This window comes from Streptomyces sp. FXJ1.172, assembly GCF_001636945.3.
Classification (GTDB): domain Bacteria; phylum Actinomycetota; class Actinomycetes; order Streptomycetales; family Streptomycetaceae; genus Streptomyces.
The window spans coordinates 6176152-6193799 of the sequence record NZ_CP119133.2 but is presented as its reverse complement, the minus strand read 5'-3'; the positions used below and the strand labels follow the sequence as shown (position 1 = coordinate 6193799).

The 17648-nt window shown below is 72.7% G+C and carries 14 protein-coding genes; 3 read left to right on the top strand and 11 right to left on the bottom strand.

Translation table 11 applies throughout. From position 1 onward, the window contains the following. Nucleotides 1-105: 105 nt before the first annotated feature. A complete protein-coding gene (locus A6P39_RS27755) occupies nt 106-828 on the top strand; it encodes an MBL fold metallo-hydrolase (RefSeq protein WP_067049809.1) in 723 nt (240 codons plus the stop codon). A 34-nt stretch (nt 829-862) separates the two neighbouring features. Next, entirely contained in the window at nt 863-1675 is an 813-nt protein-coding gene (locus A6P39_RS27750; protein ID WP_067049813.1) for a DUF3097 domain-containing protein, read from the top strand. Nucleotides 1676-1738: 63 nt separating this feature from the next. Here the strand turns inward: A6P39_RS27750 and hemW are convergent, their stop codons facing one another. From hemW to lepA, 4 genes are all read right to left on the bottom strand, one after another. Next, the gene (gene hemW / locus A6P39_RS27745; RefSeq protein WP_067049873.1) at nt 1739-2971 is read right to left on the bottom strand and encodes a radical SAM family heme chaperone HemW; all 1233 of its coding nucleotides are present in this window, start codon (nt 2969-2971) and stop codon (nt 1739-1741) included. Between the two features lie 27 nt (nt 2972-2998). Further along, nucleotides 2999-4819 carry a SpoIIE family protein phosphatase gene (locus tag A6P39_RS27740; RefSeq protein WP_199840879.1) on the bottom strand — a complete coding sequence of 607 codons (1821 nt, stop codon included), beginning with the start codon at nt 4817-4819 and terminating at the stop codon, nt 2999-3001. Between the two features lie 162 nt (nt 4820-4981). Beyond that, the gene (locus tag A6P39_RS27735) at nt 4982-6856 is read right to left on the bottom strand and encodes an AMP-dependent synthetase/ligase (protein WP_067049816.1); all 1875 of its coding nucleotides are present in this window, start codon (nt 6854-6856) and stop codon (nt 4982-4984) included. Nucleotides 6857-7128: 272 nt separating this feature from the next. Further along, nucleotides 7129-9003, bottom strand: a complete 1875-nt coding sequence (gene lepA, locus A6P39_RS27730) for a translation elongation factor 4 (protein ID WP_067049818.1) — start codon at nt 9001-9003, stop codon at nt 7129-7131. Nucleotides 9004-9229: 226 nt separating this feature from the next. On the opposite strand from lepA, the gene rpsT reads away from it, so the two are divergent. Continuing rightward, nucleotides 9230-9496: a 30S ribosomal protein S20 gene (gene rpsT / locus A6P39_RS27725; RefSeq protein WP_061922887.1), complete on the top strand. Its 267-nt coding sequence runs from the start codon at nt 9230-9232 to the stop codon at nt 9494-9496. Nucleotides 9497-9725: 229 nt separating this feature from the next. On the opposite strand, the gene holA is transcribed toward rpsT, so the two are convergent. The 7 genes from holA to A6P39_RS27690 all read right to left on the bottom strand — a co-directional run bounded on the left by holA (nt 9726) and on the right by A6P39_RS27690 (nt 17571). Next, nucleotides 9726-10715: a DNA polymerase III subunit delta gene (holA, locus tag A6P39_RS27720; protein WP_067049821.1), complete on the bottom strand. Its 990-nt coding sequence runs from the start codon at nt 10713-10715 to the stop codon at nt 9726-9728. A gap of 86 nt (nt 10716-10801) precedes the next feature. After that, nucleotides 10802-11047 carry a hypothetical protein gene (locus tag A6P39_RS27715; protein WP_067049824.1) on the bottom strand — a complete coding sequence of 82 codons (246 nt, stop codon included), beginning with the start codon at nt 11045-11047 and terminating at the stop codon, nt 10802-10804. A gap of 102 nt (nt 11048-11149) precedes the next feature. Beyond that, on the bottom strand, nt 11150-11986 hold the full coding sequence (locus tag A6P39_RS27710; protein ID WP_067049827.1) for an arylamine N-acetyltransferase family protein: 837 nt from the start codon (nt 11984-11986) through the stop codon (nt 11150-11152). Between the two features lie 4 nt (nt 11987-11990). Next, the gene (locus A6P39_RS27705) at nt 11991-14696 is read right to left on the bottom strand and encodes a ComEC/Rec2 family competence protein (protein WP_079133538.1); all 2706 of its coding nucleotides are present in this window, start codon (nt 14694-14696) and stop codon (nt 11991-11993) included. After that, nucleotides 14693-15820, bottom strand: a complete 1128-nt coding sequence (locus A6P39_RS27700; protein ID WP_107304417.1) for a ComEA family DNA-binding protein — start codon at nt 15818-15820, stop codon at nt 14693-14695. Before A6P39_RS27700 ends, A6P39_RS27705 begins: the two co-directional genes overlap by 4 nt. A 101-nt stretch (nt 15821-15921) precedes the next feature. Beyond that, a complete protein-coding gene (locus A6P39_RS27695; protein WP_067049836.1) occupies nt 15922-16767 on the bottom strand; it encodes a DegV family protein in 846 nt (281 codons plus the stop codon). 72 nt (nt 16768-16839) lie between these two features. After that, complete coding sequence (locus A6P39_RS27690) at nt 16840-17571, bottom strand: hypothetical protein (protein ID WP_067049839.1); 732 nt, start codon at nt 17569-17571, stop codon at nt 16840-16842. Nucleotides 17572-17648: the final 77 nt, after the last annotated feature.

The window sequence follows — 17648 nt, the reverse complement described above, 5'->3', positions numbered from 1 at the left end:
CTTCCCATGCGAGTGCCAGCCTTTCCCGGCCCAGTGTACGGCTGTCGGGTACACCCGGGGCAAGGTCGGTGCCGTCGCTGCGGCTCGTAGGGCTAGCGTCGCGGTATGACGCTGACTTGGGAAGAGCTTGGGTGGGAGCGGCTGGCCGCCGGGATCGGGCGGTGCCGGCTTCCTGGCTGGGACTGCACCGTGGGACTGGTCCTCGGAGAGGGTACGGCGCTCATGGTGGACGCCGGCTCGAGTCTCGCCGAAGGCGCGTTGCTGCGGGCGCAGGCGCAGCAACTGGCCGGGGGCCGTGTGACCCATCTCGCGCTCACACACCCCCATTTCGATCATGTCTTCGGGGTGCCGGCCTTCGCCGGGGCACAGGTGTACGCGGCGGTCGGCGTCGACGCGGTGTTCGCCCACGAGCGCGAGGAACTGCGCCTGGACGCGATCAGAAACGGCCTGCCGGCGGCCGAGGCCGACGAGGCGGCGGACGCGCTCGTACCGCCCGGCCACCAGGTCTCGGGCGAGTGGACGCTGGACCTGGGCGGCGCCCGGCAGGCGCTCCTGGCCAATGTGGGCCCCGGCCACACCGCCCACGACCTGGCGGTCCTGGTCCCCGGCGAGCGCGAGGTGGTGTTCTGCGGCGACCTGGTCGAGGAGTCCGGCGAACCGCAGGCGGGCCCGGACGCGCTCCCGTCGCGGTGGCCCGCCGCGCTCGACCGGCTGTTGGCCCTGGGCGGTGAGGACGCTGTGTACGTGCCGGGTCACGGAGCGGTGGTGGACGCGGCGTTCGTGCGCGGGCAACGCGACGGGCTGGCGGCGCGTTTCGGCGTGTCGTAGGTGCTGGTCCGCGACTTCTCCTATCGTCACTCGAATGCGCCAGTACTCCGCCGATCTGACCCCGCCGTGGAAGAAGTCCCCGCCCGTGCCGGAGGTGGCGGCGGAGCCGGGGCTGGTGGTGGAGGAGCCCGGCACCGGGTTCTGCGGGGCGGTGATCCGCTGCGAGGCGGGCACGGTGACCCTGGAGGACCGCTTTGGCAAGCACCGCGTGTTCCCGCTGGAGCCGCGCGGCTTCCTGCTGGAGGGGCGGGTGGTGACGCTGGTGAGGCCTTCCGCCGCTCCGGTACGGCCGACCCGCACCGCCTCCGGTTCCGTCGCCGTCCCCGGTGCCCGCGCCCGCGTGGCCCGTGCCGGCCGCATCTACGTCGAGGGCCGGCACGACGCCGAACTGGTCGAGAAGGTCTGGGGCGACGACCTGCGCGTCGAGGGCGTGGTGGTGGAGTACCTGGAGGGCGTGGACGACCTGCCGAGGATCGTCGCGGAGTTCGCCCCCGGCCCGGACGCCCGCCTTGGGGTGCTCGTGGACCACCTGGTGCCGGGCACGAAGGAGTGGCGGATCGCCGAGTCGGTGACGAGCGAGCACGCCCTGGTGGTCGGCCACCCGTACATCGACATCTGGGAGGCGGTGAAGCCGTCGTCCCTGGGCATCGCGGGGTGGCCCCGGGTGCCGCACGGCCAGGACTGGAAGACGGGGGTGTGCCGCGCGCTGGGCTGGCCGTCGGAGAACACCGGCGCGGTGTGGCAGGCGATCCTGAAGCGGGTGGGGTCCTACAAGGACCTGGAGCCGGAACTGCTGGGGCGGGTGGAGGAGCTGATCGACTTCGTCACGGGTAGCGGTGGGGCCTGACCTTCTCGTAAGCGGGGACAGGCACCAAACTGCCGTCCCCGGCCGGTTCACCCACCGGAGTGATCAGTCCACCAGGTCCCGCACCACCGCGTCCGCCAGCAACCGCCCCCGCAGCGTCAGCACGGCCCGCCCCTCCTCGTACGGGCCTTCCTGGAGCAGCCCCTCCCCCAGCGCGCGCCGGGACGCCGCCAGTCCCTCCTCCTTCAGAAGCGACAGCGGTACGCCCTCGCGCAGGCGCAGCTCCAGCAGGATCCGCTCCACCCGCCGGTCCTCGTCCGAGAGCAGCTCGCGGCCCGCGCCCGGTGAGCGGCCGGAGGCCAGGGCCGTCGCGTACGCCCCCGGATGCTTGACGTTCCACCAGCGCACCCCGCCGACGTGCGAGTGCGCCCCGGGGCCCGCGCCCCACCAGTCGGCGCCGCGCCAGTACAGCTCGTTGTGCAGGCAGCGGCCGGCGTCCGAGGTGGCCCAGTTGGAGACCTCGTACCAGTCGAAGCCCGCCGCGGACAGCAGTTCCTCGGCGATCAGGTAGCGGTCGGCGTGGACGTCGTCGTCCGTCATCGGGATCTCGCCGCGGCGGATCCGGCGGGCGAGCTGGGTGCCCTCCTCGACGATCAGGGCGTACGCGCTGATGTGGTCCGGGCCCGCGCCCAGCGCCGCCTCCAGCGAGGCCCGCCAGTCGTCGTCGCTCTCGCCCGGCGTGCCATAGATCAGGTCGAGGTTGACGTGCTCGAAGCCCGCCGCCCTCGCCTCCGCCACGCAGGCCTCGGGGCGGCCGGGGGTGTGGGTCCGGTCCAGGATCTTCAGCACGTGCTGCTTCGCGCTCTGCATGCCGAAGGAGATCCGGTTGAAGCCGCCCTCCCTGAGGGTCGCGAGGTACGCCGGGTCGACCGACTCCGGGTTCGCCTCCGTCGTGATCTCCGCGTCCGCCGCCAGGCCGAACTCGTCGCGGATCGCGCCCAGCATCCGTACGAGATCACCGGCGGCAAGCAGCGTCGGCGTACCGCCCCCGACGAAGACCGTGCGGACCTCGCGCGGGTCGTCGCCGAGCACCTTGCGGGCCAGGCGGATCTCGTCGGTCAGCGTCTCGGCGTAGTTGTCGCGGGAGGCCAGCACGCCGCCGGTGCCGCGCAGCTCGGTCGCCGTGTAGGTGTTGAAGTCGCAGTAGCCGCAGCGGGTCGCGCAGTACGGCACGTGCAGGTAGAAGCCGAGCGGGCGGCCCGTGGTCCCGGCGAGCGCGGACGCGGGCAGCGCGCCGTCGGCGGGGACGGGCTCGCCGTCGGGGAGTGCGGAAGGCATGTCCTCCATTGTCCCGCACCCCGGACGTCATCCGGCCTGGAGCACCAGCAGGGCCAGGTCGTCCTCGGGCTGGCCGCCGCCGAAGTCGTGCACCAGGCGGCGGATCCTTTCCGCGATCAGCTCGGCGCTCAGGCCGGCACAGCCGGACAGGGCGCGGGCCAGCCCGTCGCCGTCGTCGAACTGGAGGGAGCCGTTGCGCCGCTCGGTCACCCCGTCGGTGACGCACAGCAGGCTGTCGCCGGGCCGCAGCTCGAGGGTCTCGCTCGTGTAGGTCTCGTCCTCGATCACGCCGAGCAGGGTCTGGGGGCGCGCGGCCGTGCGGACCAGGCCGTCGGGGGCGAGTACGAGCGGCAGGGGGTGGCCGGCCGCGGCGAGGGTGCAGCGGACCCCGCCCTCGTACGGCACCAGCTCGCCGTAGAGAAGGGACAGGAAGCGGGGATGGGGGCCCTCCCCCGGGGCCACGGGCCGGCCGCCCGCGGCGACGAGGGCGCGGCCGGCGGCGTCGGAGGCCTCGGTGGCGTCGTCCAGGAGGAGCTGGTTGAGGCGGTCGAGGACGTCGGCGACGCCGTAGCCCTCGCGGGCGAGCAGCCGCAGCCAGGGCCGGGCCAGCCCGATCACGACCGCCGCCTCGGGTCCCTTGCCCTGGACGTCGCCGACGGCGAAGCACCAGCGGCCGTGGCCCGCCGGGAACAGGTCGTAGAAGTCGCCGCTGGGGCCGCCCGTGTCGCACGGCTCGTAGACGAGCGCGCTGCTCATCCCGGGGATCTGGGCGACCGCGCCGGGCAGCAGACCGCGCTGCAGGACGGCGCTGATGGTGGCCTGGCGGGCGTACTGGCGGGCCGCGCCGATGGCGAGCGCCACCCGGCGGCCGAGGTCCTCCACGAGCCCGGTGACCTCGTCGGGGAACCCGGCGGGCCCGCACCGGCCGATGACCAGCGTGCCGAGCGGCCGGCCGCCCGCGATCAGCCGGTACGCCAGCGCCGTGCCCTCGGCGCCGCGCGGGCCGAGCGCGTCGCCGGGCCACGGGTACGGCTCGGGGCCGGAGCGCAGCCCGTCGCGCGGCGCGGGCGGCTCCTTCTCCAGGGCCCGGTGCAGTTCCTCGACGCGGCCCTCACAGGTGTGCCAGACCCGGGCGGGGCCGCCGCCGGCGCCGCCGCGCACGCTCGCCTCGTCCTCCAGCCACACCGCGCACCAGTCGGCGAGCCGGGGCACGATGAGCTGGCCGGTGAGGGCGGTGACCAGGGTCTCGTCCAGCTGTCCGGCGAGCAGGTCGGAGGCCTCGGCGAGGAAGGACAGCGCGCCCCGGCCGAGCCAGTCCGCGTCGCCGTCGGCCCGCAGCGGCTGCGGTGCCAGGTCCTCGGCGACCCGCAGGGCGGGGCGGGGGGCCGGTCCGTCCGGCTCCTCCAGGCCGCCCGGGGGCAGCCGCGCCCAGACGGTCTTGGCGCCGGCGCGATAGGTGACGCCCCAGGCCTCGGCGAGCGTGGCGACCAGCCGCAGCCCGCGCCCGTACTCGGGGGTGTCGTACGGCCCGTCGCCGCCGAGGGGGTCGCGAGGGGCGCGCGAGGGATGCCGGTCGCACACCTCCACGACGAACGCGCCGGTCTCCTCCAGCCACCAGTCGACCTCGACGTCCGTACCGGCGTGCACGACGGCGTTGGTGACCAGCTCGCTCACGACGGCCATGGCGTCGTCGACGAGCCGGGCCGAGACCCCGGGCGCCTCGGCCAGCGCGGCCCGCACCAGCGCCCGGACCGACCCGGGCGCGAGCGCACTGCCGGGCAGCGCGGCGCGCCCCCGCACCCCCAGGGCCCGGGGCCCGCCCTCCCGCTGTGTGGGTATGGCCGCCATGTCCATGCGGCCAGGGTGACAGACAGGGGGCGCACGAAAGCGATGAGTTACCGAAGTGGCCAGAACAGGGCGCCTTTTGAACACCCGTGACTGCCGGAGGGGTGCGGGGAGCTGCGAGCGGCCGAGGACGGCCCGCAGCTCCCCGCCCGCGTGACCGGCCCCTTACTTCTCCCGCGTCCCGGCGTACATCTCATCGATGAGGTGCTTGTACTCCCGCTCCACCACGGGCCGCTTCAGCTTCAGACTCGGCGTGATCTCGCCGTGCTCCACATCGAGGTCCCGGGGCAGCAGCCGGAACTTCTTGATCGTCTGCCACTTCTGGAGCCCGGCGTTGAGCTGCTGCACATACCCGTCGACCATCTCGACGGTCTGCGGCGCGGCCACCACGTCGGCGTACGGCCGGCCCTCCAGGCCGTTCTCCTTCGCCCAGTCCAGGATCGCGATCTCGTCGAGGGCGATGAGGGCGGTGCAGTAGTTCCGGTCGGCGCCGTGCACCAGGATGTTGGAGACGTACGGGCACACGCCCTTGAACTGGCCCTCGACCTCGGCCGGGGCGACGTACTTGCCGCCGGAGGTCTTGATGAGGTCCTTCTTGCGGTCGGTGATGCGCAGGTAGCCGTCGGGGGACAGCTCGCCGATGTCGCCGGTGTGGAACCAGCCGTCGGACTCCAGCACCTCGGAGGTCTTGTCGGGCAGCTTGTGGTAGCCCTGCATGATGCCGGGGCCGCGCAGCAGGATCTCGCCGTCGTCGGCGATGCGCACCTCGGTGCCGGGCAGCGGCTTGCCGACCGTGCCGGTGCGGTAGGCCTCGCCGGGGTTGACGAAGGAGGCCGCGGAGGACTCGGTGAGGCCGTAGCCCTCCAGGATGTGGATGCCGGCACCGGCGAAGAAGTAGCCGATCTCGGGGGCGAGCGCGGAGGCGCCGGAGACACAGGCGCGCAGCCGGCCGCCGAAGGCCTCGCGGAGCTTGGCGTAGACGAGGGTGTCGGCGACCTTGTGCTTGGCGGCCAGCCCGAAGGGCGCCGCGTGGGTGCCGGTGCGGCGGAAGTTGTCCTGGGTGACCTTGGCGTACTCGCGGGAGACCTCGGCGGCCCACTGGAAGATCTTGTACTTGGCCGGGCCGCCCTCACGGGCCTTGGCCGCGACACCGTTGTAGACCTTCTCGAAGATGCGCGGCACGGCCGCCATGTACGTCGGCTGCACCACCGGAAGGTTCTCGATGATCTTGTCGACACGGCCGTCCACGGCGGTGACGTGCCCGACCTCGATCTGGCCCGAGGTGAGCACCTTGCCGAAGACGTGCGCGAGCGGCAGCCACAGGTACTGCACGTCGTCGATGGTCACGAGGCCGGTCGCCGCGATCGCCTTCGCCATGTACGCCCAGTTGTCGTGCGGCAGGCGCACGCCCTTGGGGCGGCCGGTGGTGCCGGAGGTGTAGATGAGGGTGGCGAGCTGGTCCTTGGTGATCGCGCCGACCCGCTCCTTGATCAGCTCGGGGTGCTTCTCGAGGTAGGCGGCGCCGCGCTGCTCCAGCTCGGCGAGGGTGGTCACCCAGTCGTCGGTCTCGACGCCGGCCGGGTCGATGACGACGACCTTGGTCAGCTCGGGCAGCTCGTCACGCTTCTCGACCGCCTTCGCGGCCTGGGCGGCGTCCTCGGCGATGAGCACCCGGCTCTCGGAGTCGGAGAGGATGAAGGCCGACTCGTCGGCGTTGGTCTGCGGGTAGACGGTCGTCGTGGCGCCGCCCGCGCACAGGATGCCGAGGTCGGCGAGGATCCACTCGACGCGGGTGGAGGAGGCGAGCGCCACCCGCTGCTCAGGCTCCAGGCCCAGCTCGATGAGCCCGGCCGCGATCGCGTAGACCCGCTCGGCCGCCTGTGCCCAGCTCAGCGACTTCCAGTCGTCGGGGCCCTGCCCCGAGGCCGGCGGGACCGGATAGCGGTAGGCCTCGGCGTCCGGTGTGGCCGCCACGCGTTCCAGGAAGAGGGCCGCCACGGACGGCGGACGGTTCTCGATCAGGGTCTGTGTGTCGCTCACGACATCCTCCGGGCCCGCGACGGTGCGGCTTGCTCACATGCGGCTGGGGTTGACTCACGGTGGGGTTCGCGCGTGTTGTTTAACTCGCGAGTAACTATCGAGCAGGGATCAGAGTAAGCCGCGACCGGCCGCTGCGTAAGGGGCATCGGCCTGTCTGTTTCCCCGCGCTTTCCACGCAGAGCGACGTTACGCACGCGTAGGGGCCCGCCGCACTTTCGTACGGCGAGCCCCTTCATGCCCGGTTTGCGGACGTAACCCGTTGTTACCCGTGGTTACTTCTTGCCCTTGGCCGACCCCGCGCTGTCATCGCTGGACAGGACCGCGATGAAGGCTTCCTGCGGAACCTCCACGGAACCCACCATCTTCATCCGCTTCTTGCCTTCCTTCTGCTTCTCCAGCAGCTTCCGCTTGCGGGAGATGTCACCGCCGTAGCACTTGGCGAGGACGTCCTTGCGGATGGCGCGGATGGTCTCGCGGGCGATCACCCGGGAGCCGATGGCGGCCTGCACCGGCACCTCGAAGCTCTGCCGCGGGATCAGCTCCTTGAGCTTGGCGACGAGCCGTACGCCGTACGCGTACGCCTGGTCCTTGTGCGTGATCGCCGAGAAGGCGTCCACCTTGTCGCCGTGCAGCAGGATGTCGACCTTGACCAGGGAGCTGGTCTGCTCGCCCGTGGGCTCGTAGTCGAGGGAGGCGTAACCGCGCGTCTTGGACTTCAGCTGGTCGAAGAAGTCGAAGACGATCTCCGCGAGCGGGAGGGTGTAACGGATCTCGACGCGGTCCTCGGAGAGGTAGTCCATGCCGAGCAGGGTGCCGCGCCGGGTCTGACACAGCTCCATGATCGCGCCGATGAACTCGGTCGGGGCGAGGATCGTCGCCCGTACGACCGGCTCGTACACCTCGTCGATCTTCCCCTCGGGGAACTCGCTCGGGTTGGTGACGACGTGCTCGCTGCCGTCCTCCATGACCACGCGGTAGACCACGTTGGGCGCGGTGGCGATCAGGTCGAGGCCGAACTCGCGCTCCAGCCGCTCCCGGATCACGTCCAGGTGCAGCAGGCCGAGGAAGCCGACACGGAAGCCGAAGCCGAGGGCCGCGGAGGTCTCCGGCTCGTAGACCAGCGCGGCGTCGTTGAGCTGCAGCTTGTCCAGGGCCTCGCGCAGCTCGGGGTAATCGGAGCCGTCCAGCGGATACAGGCCGGAGAAGACCATGGGCTTCGGGTCCTTGTACCCGCCCAGCGCCTCCGTGGCCCCCTTCTGCTGGCTGGTGACGGTGTCACCGACCTTGGACTGGCGCACGTCCTTCACACCGGTGATCAGATAGCCCACCTCGCCGACGCCGAGACCGTCGGCCGGCAGCATCTCGGGCGAGTTGACACCGATCTCCAGCAGCTCGTGGGTCGCGCCGGTCGACATCATCCTGATGCGCTCGCGCTTGTTGAGCTGGCCGTCGATGACACGCACGTACGTCACGACTCCGCGGTAGGAGTCGTAGACCGAGTCGAAGATCATCGCGCGGGCGGGGGCGTCGGCGACCCCGACCGGGGCCGGGATCTCCTTGACGACCTTGTTCAGCAGCGCGTCGACGCCGAGACCGGTCTTGGCGGAGACCTTCAGCACGTCGGACGGGTCGCAGCCGACCAGGTTCGCCAGTTCCTCGGCGAACTTCTCCGGCTGCGCGGCCGGCAGGTCGATCTTGTTCAGTACGGGGATGATCGTGAGGTCGTTCTCCATCGCCAGGTAGAGGTTGGCGAGGGTCTGCGCCTCGATGCCCTGGGCGGCGTCGACGAGGAGGATGGTCCCCTCGCAGGCGGCCAGCGACCGCGAGACCTCATAGGTGAAGTCGACGTGCCCCGGGGTGTCGATCATGTTGAGGATGTGGGTCGTGCCCTGATCGGGGCCCTCGGTCGGGGCCCAGGGCAGACGCACCGCCTGGGACTTGATCGTGATGCCGCGCTCGCGCTCGATGTCCATCCGGTCGAGGTACTGAGCACGCATCTGCCGCTGCTCGACCACACCGGTCAGCTGGAGCATCCGGTCGGCGAGCGTGGACTTGCCGTGGTCGATGTGCGCGATGATGCAGAAATTGCGGATCAGCGCCGGGCCGGTACGGCTCGGCTCGGGCACATGGTTAGGGGTCGCGGGCACGCAGGGTCCTGTCTCTTGAGGCGCCTTATGCCTCGGGTCGGATCGATACGTAGTCTCCATCGTCCCACGGGGAGCGACCGAGGACCGTTTTGGGCTGCCAGCAGGGCCGCTGGTACTGTAGATGGCTGTGCCTCATGCCCTCTCGGCGCGAGGCACGTCAGAGAAATTTTGGATCATCGGTACGGGACCCGTGCGGCCCCGCACCAGAACCTGAAAAGGCTCCTTCGTGGCGAACATCAAGTCCCAGATCAAGCGGATCAAGACCAACGAGAAGGCTCGGCTGCGCAACAAGGCCGTCAAGTCCTCCCTGAAGACCGCGATCCGCAAGGCCCGCGAGGCCGCTGCCGCGGGTGACGTCGAGAAGGCCACCGAGCTGCAGCGCGCTGCCGCGCGTGCGCTCGACAAGGCCGTCTCCAAGGGCGTCATCCACAAGAACCAGGCCGCCAACAAGAAGTCGGCGCTTGCTTCCAAGGTCGCGACCCTCAAGGGCTGAGCTTTCCCTTTGATCTGACCGCCGGAAGGACCCAGGGCGGGCCCTCTCTCATCCGCTCCCTTTCGGCACCCCGGATTCGCACGCGGCCTGCGTTCGCCACGCGGGTGCGAATCCTCCAGCTCGAACCGAAACCCCGGTGTCTCTCCCTTCCCCAGGGCGGATGCCGGGGTTTCGGCGTGCCAGAGGTTCCGGGAAGCCGCTTCTCGGCCGGCCCGCTCCCCCGGCTCGCCTACCCGCGTCCGCGTGAGCGGGCAGCCCGGGCGATGGTCACCACCGCCTTCTCCAGCGCGTATTCGGGATCATCTCCCCCACCCTTCACTCCGGCGTCCGCCTCGGCCACCGCCCGCATCGCCACCGCGACACCGTCCGGCGTCCACCCCCGCATCTGCTGACGCACCCGGTCGATCTTCCACGGCGGCATCCCCAGCTCACGGGCGAGATCAGCCGGCCGCCCGCCACGGGCGGACGACAACTTCCCGATGGCCCGCACTCCCTGGGCCAGCGCGCTGGTGATCATCACCGGCGCCACCCCGGTCGCCAGCGACCAGCGCAACGCCTCCAGCGCCTCCGCCGTACGCCCCTCCACGGCCCGGTCGGCGACCGTGAAACTCGAGGCCTCGGCCCGACCCCTGTAGTACCGCCCGACGACCGCCTCGTCGACCGTGCCCTCCACATCGGCGACCAGCTGCGCGACCGCCGAGGCCAGCTCCCGCAGATCGCTGCCGATGGCGTCGCACAGCGCCTGGCACGCCTCGGGCGTCGCCGACCGTCCCGCCGCCCGGAACTCCTGCCGTACGAAGGCCAGCCGGTCCGCCGGCTTGGTCATCTTCGGGCAGGCCACCTCCCGCGCCCCCGCCTTGCGCGCGGCGTCCAGCAGCCCCTTGCCCTTGGCACCGCCCGCGTGCAGCAGCACGAGCGTGATCTCCTCGGCGGGCGAACCGAGATACGCCTTCACGTCCTTGACCGTGTCGGCCGAAAGATCCTGTGCGTTGCGTACGACCACGACTTTCCGCTCGGCGAAGAGCGACGGACTGGTCAGCTCGGCGAGGGTGCCGGGCTGCAACTGGTCCGGGGTGAGGTCGCGTACGTCCGTGTCGGCATCGGCGGCCCTGGCGGCGGCCACCACCTCCTGCACGGCACGGTCGAGCAGGAGGTCCTCCTGGCCCACGGCAAGGGTCACCGGGGCGAGAGGGTCGTCATTCGCAGTCTTCCTGGCCATCGCCTACAGCATCCCACGCGGCACTGACACCGAAGCGGCCCGCAGCCCCGACCGGTCCCCGAACGAACCCTGAGTCCGTCTCGGGGTCAGGGCTCCTCGCGCCAGCCGTCCCACTCACCGGCGAAGGCGTCCAGTTCGGCGGGGTCCAGCCGCTCGTCCGCGTCGCGCACGACCACCAGCCACTGCGCGTCCTCGGCATCGTCCTCGCCGGCCAGCGCGTCCCGGACCAGCTGGGGCTCCTCGTTCAGGCCGAACCGCTCCCCGAGCGCCTCGGCCGCCTCCTCGGCGGCATCCCGGTCGGGCAGCACCAGCACATGTCTCACATCACTCACGCGCCCATTCTCCGGCACCGCGCGAGCGGCGAACCGCCAGGTCAGCCCCTGGCCAGGGCTGAGCACTCGAAGATCCAGCACATGCGCCGGAACTGATCCGGATCAGGAGTTCGGATTCCGGTTTCGCACAGTCGGCACACGGCTCAGCTCGATCCCGAACCGCTCCCGGTACACGGCCAGCACCTCCTCGTCCGTCGCCAACTCCCTTGTCGTGCGCCTGCCGTCGGCGGCCGTCGTCCTCAGAACGTGCCCGCCCAGCGTGATCCTGCCGCCGTCCTCGGTGATCCGTGAGCAGACCAGTGACCCAGTGAAGTGCGACAGCGGCGAGGTGCTGTGCCACCAGGCACCTGCTCTGAAGTCCCCGAGCGTCCGTGAGCGCGTTTCCAGCCGGTACTGCGGTGCGCCGTCCCGTACGACATCCAGGTCACCGGCCTCCGCCGGACCGCCGCCGCCCGCCCCCGCCGCGTCCGGGCCGACCGCCACGATCCGGAACACCCCGCCCGGATCGGCCTGCTCCCCGCGCTCCGCGTACCTCAGCGGACAGTGGCTGTGCGTCCCGAACCCGACGTCGGCGAGCCAGGTGTCCTGCTCCTCCGTCCGCACCCGCAGCGCGAGGTGGTCGTACGGAATGCCGAGCCGCCCTTCGTCGCCGTACACGCGTGCCGCGAGCAGGTCCACCTCATAGCCGAGGGCGGCGAGCAACGCGCCGAACGCGCCGTTCAGTTCGTAGCAGAAGCCGCCCCGGCGCGCCCCGACCACCTTGTCCAGCAGCCGTTTCTCCTCCAGCACGATCTCCTCGCCGAGGTGGATGGACAGATTCTCGAAGGGCACGGCCCGCAGATGGCACAGATGCAGCTCGCGCAGCGCTTGACTGGTGGGCCGCGGCGGGCGCACGGCACCGATCCGGTGGAGGTAGGCGTCGGCCTGGCTCGAGTTCATGTCCTCAGTCTCTCGTCACCCGCAGCCGGCCGCCCGGCCCTCCCGTCCCGGTGACCGCCAGTCCTCCGTCCCGGTCGGTGCGCAGCACCAGCGCGCCGCCCGCCCGCAGTGCGGCCACGGTCGACGGTGCCGGGTGGCCGTAGGGGTTGCCGGCGCCGACGGAGATCAGGGCGACCCGTGGAGCCGCGAGCCGCAGCAGATCCGGGTCCTGATAGGCCGAGCCGTGATGGGCCACCTTCAACACGTCCACGTTCGCCAGTTGGGCCGCGGCCGGGGAGCGCAGCAACGCCTGCTGGTCCGGGGGTTCGAGGTCGCCGAGCAGCAGCAGCCGCAGTCCGCCCGAGCGGACCAGCATCGCGACACTGGCGTCGTTCGGGCCGTCCGGCTCCGGCACCGGGCCGGGCCACGCCGGGAGCCGCGGGTCCGGCGGTGCCCCGCTGTCCGGCGGCGGCCACAGAACCTGCCAGGCGAGCGGACCGGTGCGCCGCTCCTCCCCGGCGACAGCCCGCGTGAGCGGAATGTGCCGCCGCGCGGCCTCCTGTCTGACGAACTCGGCCTCGTCGGCTGGCTCCTCGAAGCTGGTGGTCTCGATCGCGGCGACCGAGCGGCCCCGCAGCACACCGCGCAGGCCCGCCACGTGGTCGGCGTGGAAGTGGGTCAGGACGAGGAGCGGGACGCGTGTGATCCCCAGTTGTCGCAGACAGCGGTCGACCGCCGTCGGATCGGGCCCGGCGTCCACGACCACCCCGGCGCCGTCACCCGCCGCGAGCACGGACGCGTCGCCCTGCCCGACATCGCACATCGCGAACCGCCAACCGGGCGGCGGCCAGCCCGTGATCACCCGGGTCAGCGGCGCGGGCCGCACCACCGCCAGCACAAGCAGCAGCCCCAGCAGCCCGCACCACCACGGATGCCGCGAGAGCCGGCGCCCGGCCAGGACGACGCCCACGGTGATCGCCGCGAGCAGCAGCGCCCCCGGCCAGCTCCCCGGCCAGTCCACGCCCGCCCCGGGCAGCGCCGCCCCCGCCCGGGCCACCCCGGCGATCCACCTGGTCGGCCAACTCGCGCACCAGGCCAGCACCTTGGCCACCGGCATCGCCACAGGCGCTGCCATCAGCGCCGCGAACCCCAGCACCGTCGCCGGCGCCACCGCCGCCTCGGCCAGCAGATTGCACGGCACCGCCACCAAGCTCACCCGGGCCGACAGCACCGCCACGACGGGCGCGCACACCGCCTGCGCCGCGCCCGCCGCGGCCAGCGCCTCCGCGAGCCTCGGCGGCACCCCGCGCCGGCGCAGCGCCTCGCACCAGCCCGGCGCCAGGACGAGCAGCGCGCCGGTGGCCAGCACGGAGAGCAGGAAGCCGTAGCCGCGGGCCAGCCACGGGTCGTAGAGCACCAGCAGCAGAACGGACGCGGCCAGGGCCGGGACCAGGGATCTGCGGCGCCCGGTGGCCAGCGCAAGCAGCGCGACCGCGCCGCAGGCGGCGGCCCGCAGCACACTGGGGTCGGGCCGGCACACGACCACGAATCCCACCGTGAGTGCCCCGGCGACCAGGGCGGTCGCCCGCAGCGAGAGCCCCAGGAGCGGGGCCAGGCCGCGGCGCTCGGCCCGCTGGGCCAGCCCGGGCGGACCGATGAGCAGCGCAAGCAGAACGGTGAGGTTGCTGCCCGACACGGCGAGTGTGTGGGCCAGGTCCGTCTCCTTGAACGCCCCGTCCAGCTCGGGTGTGATCCGTGCGGTGTCCCCGACGACCAGTCCGGGCAGCAGTGCCCGCGCGTCCCCCGGCAGGCCGTCCGCCGCCTCCCGCAATCCGGCCCGGAGCCGTCCCGCCAGCCGCTGCGGCCCGCTGGGCCCCGCCACGATCCGCGGCCCCGGCCGGCCCCGCACCCGCAACACCGCCGCGGTCCGGTCGCCTCCCGTCAGCGCGGGCGCCAGCCGTCCACCCACCCGCAGCCGCGTGGACGGCAGCAGTCCGAGCCACCCGGCCCGCGCCTCCCTGGTCGGCCGGGCGGTCGCCGCGCGCTCCTCTCCCGGACCGGCCCTTCGCCCGGTGCTCCCCTCCGGTGCCGGGACGTCCGTGCCGACGACCAGCAGCACGGGGCTCCGGGTGTGCGCCCGCGTCCCGTCGCTCTCCTCGACGCTCAGTACCTCCGCCCGCGCCAGCACCGCCACGGGCGCCTCGTGATCGCCACGCACCCGCGGCCGGCTGAGCCAGGGATCACCGCTCACCTCGATCTCGGCGGTCACCGTCGCGAACCGCCGTGCCAGCCCGGGGACCGGCCCTCGCCGTACATCCGCTCCGTGCAGCCCGGCGGAGACGGCCGCCGCGGCGACACAGAGCAACACGGCGGCGCCCGATGCCCGTACCCACGCGAACCGTCCGGGCACCCGTCCGGCGCGCCCCGGCCCTTCGGGTCCCGCGGCGGCTCCGGCCGCTTCGGCCCTCCTGCCCCGTCCGGGCCGCGCCGACAGCAGCACGACCCCGCCGACCAGGCAGCCGACCGCGAGCGCAGCGGTCCAGCCGGCCGGTGCGTCCAGTGTCAGGGCCGCCGTGGCCCAGGCCGCGAGCGCGGGTGGCACCAGGCGCAGATCCAGCGGCCCCGCCCGGTCGCCTCGGGGAGGCTGTCGCTCCTCGCACAACGTCTCTCGCGCCTTGGGTCCACGGGCCGTGGCACCACCCGGCGGTCCGGTGCCGATCGTGCGGCTCATGTCCGTACCAGGTCACGCAGATCGCTGAAGCGGCGGCCACCGATGCCGTTGACCTCGCGCAGCTCGTCCACCGAGCGGAAACCGCCGTGCTGGGTGCGGTAGTCGATGATGTGCCGGGCCAGCACCGGGCCTACCCCGGGCAGGCTGTCGAGCTGGTCCACGGTGGCCGTGTTGAGGGAGACCGGGGCCGCGGGGCCCGCACCGGCCGGTCCGGAGGCCGCTTCGCCCGCCGGGCCGGGCGGGGCCACCGCGCCTACGGGTGCGCCGACGAGGACCTGTTCGCCATCGACCAGGAAGCGGGCCCGGTTGAGTCCCTCGGTGTTCACGCCCGGGCGGACGCCCCCGGCCGCCCGCAGCGCGTCGGCCACCCGGGAGCCGGCCGGGAGCCGCCGGATCCCCGGTGCCTGGACCTTGCCGCTGACGTCCACGACGATCTCCCCGCCCGGCGACGCCGTGGAACGCACACCCGCGCCGGTCTTCACGTCTTCGCCCTTCTTGGCGTACGGCGCCTCGGCACGCACCACTTGAGGGGCCCGTACGGACTCGGTCCGCCCGGCCCAGAAGTGCTGGACGGCGAACACGGCGGCGGCCACGAGCACCACGGCGAGCGCCACGACCCCCCGTCGCTCCACCCCGCACCGCGTCTGCAACCACACCGGCATCCGCTCCCGCAGCGCGGGCCCCAACCGTTCACGCCAGCCAATGGCGCCGGGGCCCGGCGGCACGAGCGACGCCGACGACTCCAAGGGCTCCGAGGGCTCCAAGGGCTTCGACGGCTCCAACCGGTGCATGCCACCGGCTGGTTCGAGGTCGCGGGCTCTGGGGGCGGTGGGGGCGGTGGTGTCCGCTGTCCTCGCCGCGATCAGCCCGGGCGCCGGACCTGTGGCCGTGGCCGTGGACACCGCTGCCGCCGTACGCCTCTCCCTCTCCGGCGGCCCGTGGTCCAACTCCTCCGGGGACATGTCGCGTTCACCGAAGAGAAGCTCCGCCCGACGGCGCAGGTCCTCGGCCGGAGCCGTTGGACGACGGCGGGCACGGCGGTGCCGGAGACGGCCGTCCGAGTCGGGCCCGCGGCCCGGACCGCTGCCGGCAGAGGCGATGCGTGTACGTGATCGAAGTGCCATGCGACGAGGATGGGGCATCCCGCCGATTCGCGATGATCTTGGTCGATTCCCGGGTATTACCGCCCGGTTGTGGAAAACTTCGCCACCCGTACGAGTGAAGCTCAGCGGGGCGAGACCACCGCTCCCAGCAGTCCGGGCCCGGTGTGTGCCCCGATCACCGCTCCGACCTCGCTGACATGCAGGTCGGCCAGGCCCGGTACCCGGGCCCGCAGCCGGTCGGCGAGCGCGGCGGCACGGTCGGGGGCGGCGAGGTGATGGACGGCGATGTCGACCTCGGCGCCGCCCGCCCGCTCGGCGACGATCTCCTCCAGGCGCGCGATGGCCCTGGACGCCGTACGGACCTTCTCGAGCAACTCGATACGGCCGCCGTCCAGCTGGAGCAGGGGTTTGACGGCGAGTGCGGAACCGAGAAGGGCCTGGGCGGCCCCGATACGGCCGCCACGGCGCAGATAGTCCAGGGTGTCGACGTAGAAGTAGGCGGACGTGCCCGCGGCGCGCTTCTCGGCGGCCGTGACGGCCTCGTCCACCGTGCCGCCGGCCTCCGCGGTCACGGCCGCGGCGAGCGCACAGAAACCGAGGGCCATCGCGACCATTCCGGTGTCCACCACCCGCACCGGCACGGGTGCCTCACGCGCCGCGAGGACCGCCGCGTCGTAGGTGCCGGACAACTCGCCGGACAGATGCAGCGAGACGATGCCGCTCGCGCCGGACTCGGCGACCCTTCGGTAGGTCCGCGCGAACACCTCGGGGCTCGGGCGGGACGTCGTCACGGGCCTGCGCTTCTGCAGCGCCTGGGCCAGCGAGCGGGTCGAGATCTCGGTGCCCTCTTCGAGCGCCTCGTCGCCGAGAACCACGGTCAGGGGTACCGCTGTGATGCCGTGGCGCTCCATCGTCCGGGGCGGCAGGTAGGCCGTTGAATCGGTGACGATCGCGACATGGCGGGACATGAGCTGGAGGTTACCTGCCGTAGCCCTCGCGCGGCAGCCCGGCCCCTGCCCTACGAGAACGGAGCGGTCCGCTCAGGCGGTGCTCTCGGGGCGGGGCTTCTTCTGCCAGGGGTAGGCGGGGCGGCGCGACGGCGGGGTGATCGCCTGGGGAGCCGGCTCCTGTGCGGGGCGGCGGCCGGCGGCCCACGACTGGGTGTGCTGCGCCGCCCGGTCCTCGGCGGCGGGGGCGTCGGGCCACTGCTGCTCCTGGGCAGGCCCCGCCGGGGTCCAGTGGCGCAGGGCATCCGCCTCGATGTCGATCTGGTCGCTGAGCGCGCCGAGATCGTCGTCGGTGAACCGGCGTTCCCGGTCACGGACGGCCCGGCGCAGGGAGTTCGCCGACTTGGTGATGCGTTCGGTACGGCCGCGCAGCTCGGCGAGGCGGGCGGTGACCTCGGCCCGGTCGGGCTCGGCCTCCAGGCGCCTGAGGTCGGCGTCCAGCTGGTGGCCGTGCGCGCTGAGGCGCTCGAACAGGCCGAGGGACTCCTTCAGCGACTCGTCCTCGGCGGCGCCCGTGCGCAGCGCGTCCTGGGTGGCGCGCATCGACGTCCGCAGCTGGAGCCGCAGCTCGGCGATCTCGGCGGCCGGGCCGATCTGGACGATGGATTTCGCGCGCAGGGTGTGGTCCTCGACCGTGCGGCGGGCCTGCTCGATCGTCCGGTCCACTCCGCGCTTGGCGGCGCCGACCGCCTTCACCGTGGCGTACGCGCCAAGGCCGACGAACAGCAGGAAGAGCAATGCGAACACGGCGATGACTGCTTCCACGACGCTCCTCCTCCGGCTGCCGCGGCGCACGCCGCTGCGCTCTCCACGGTAAACGCGGCGGGCAGGCCCGGAGTTCC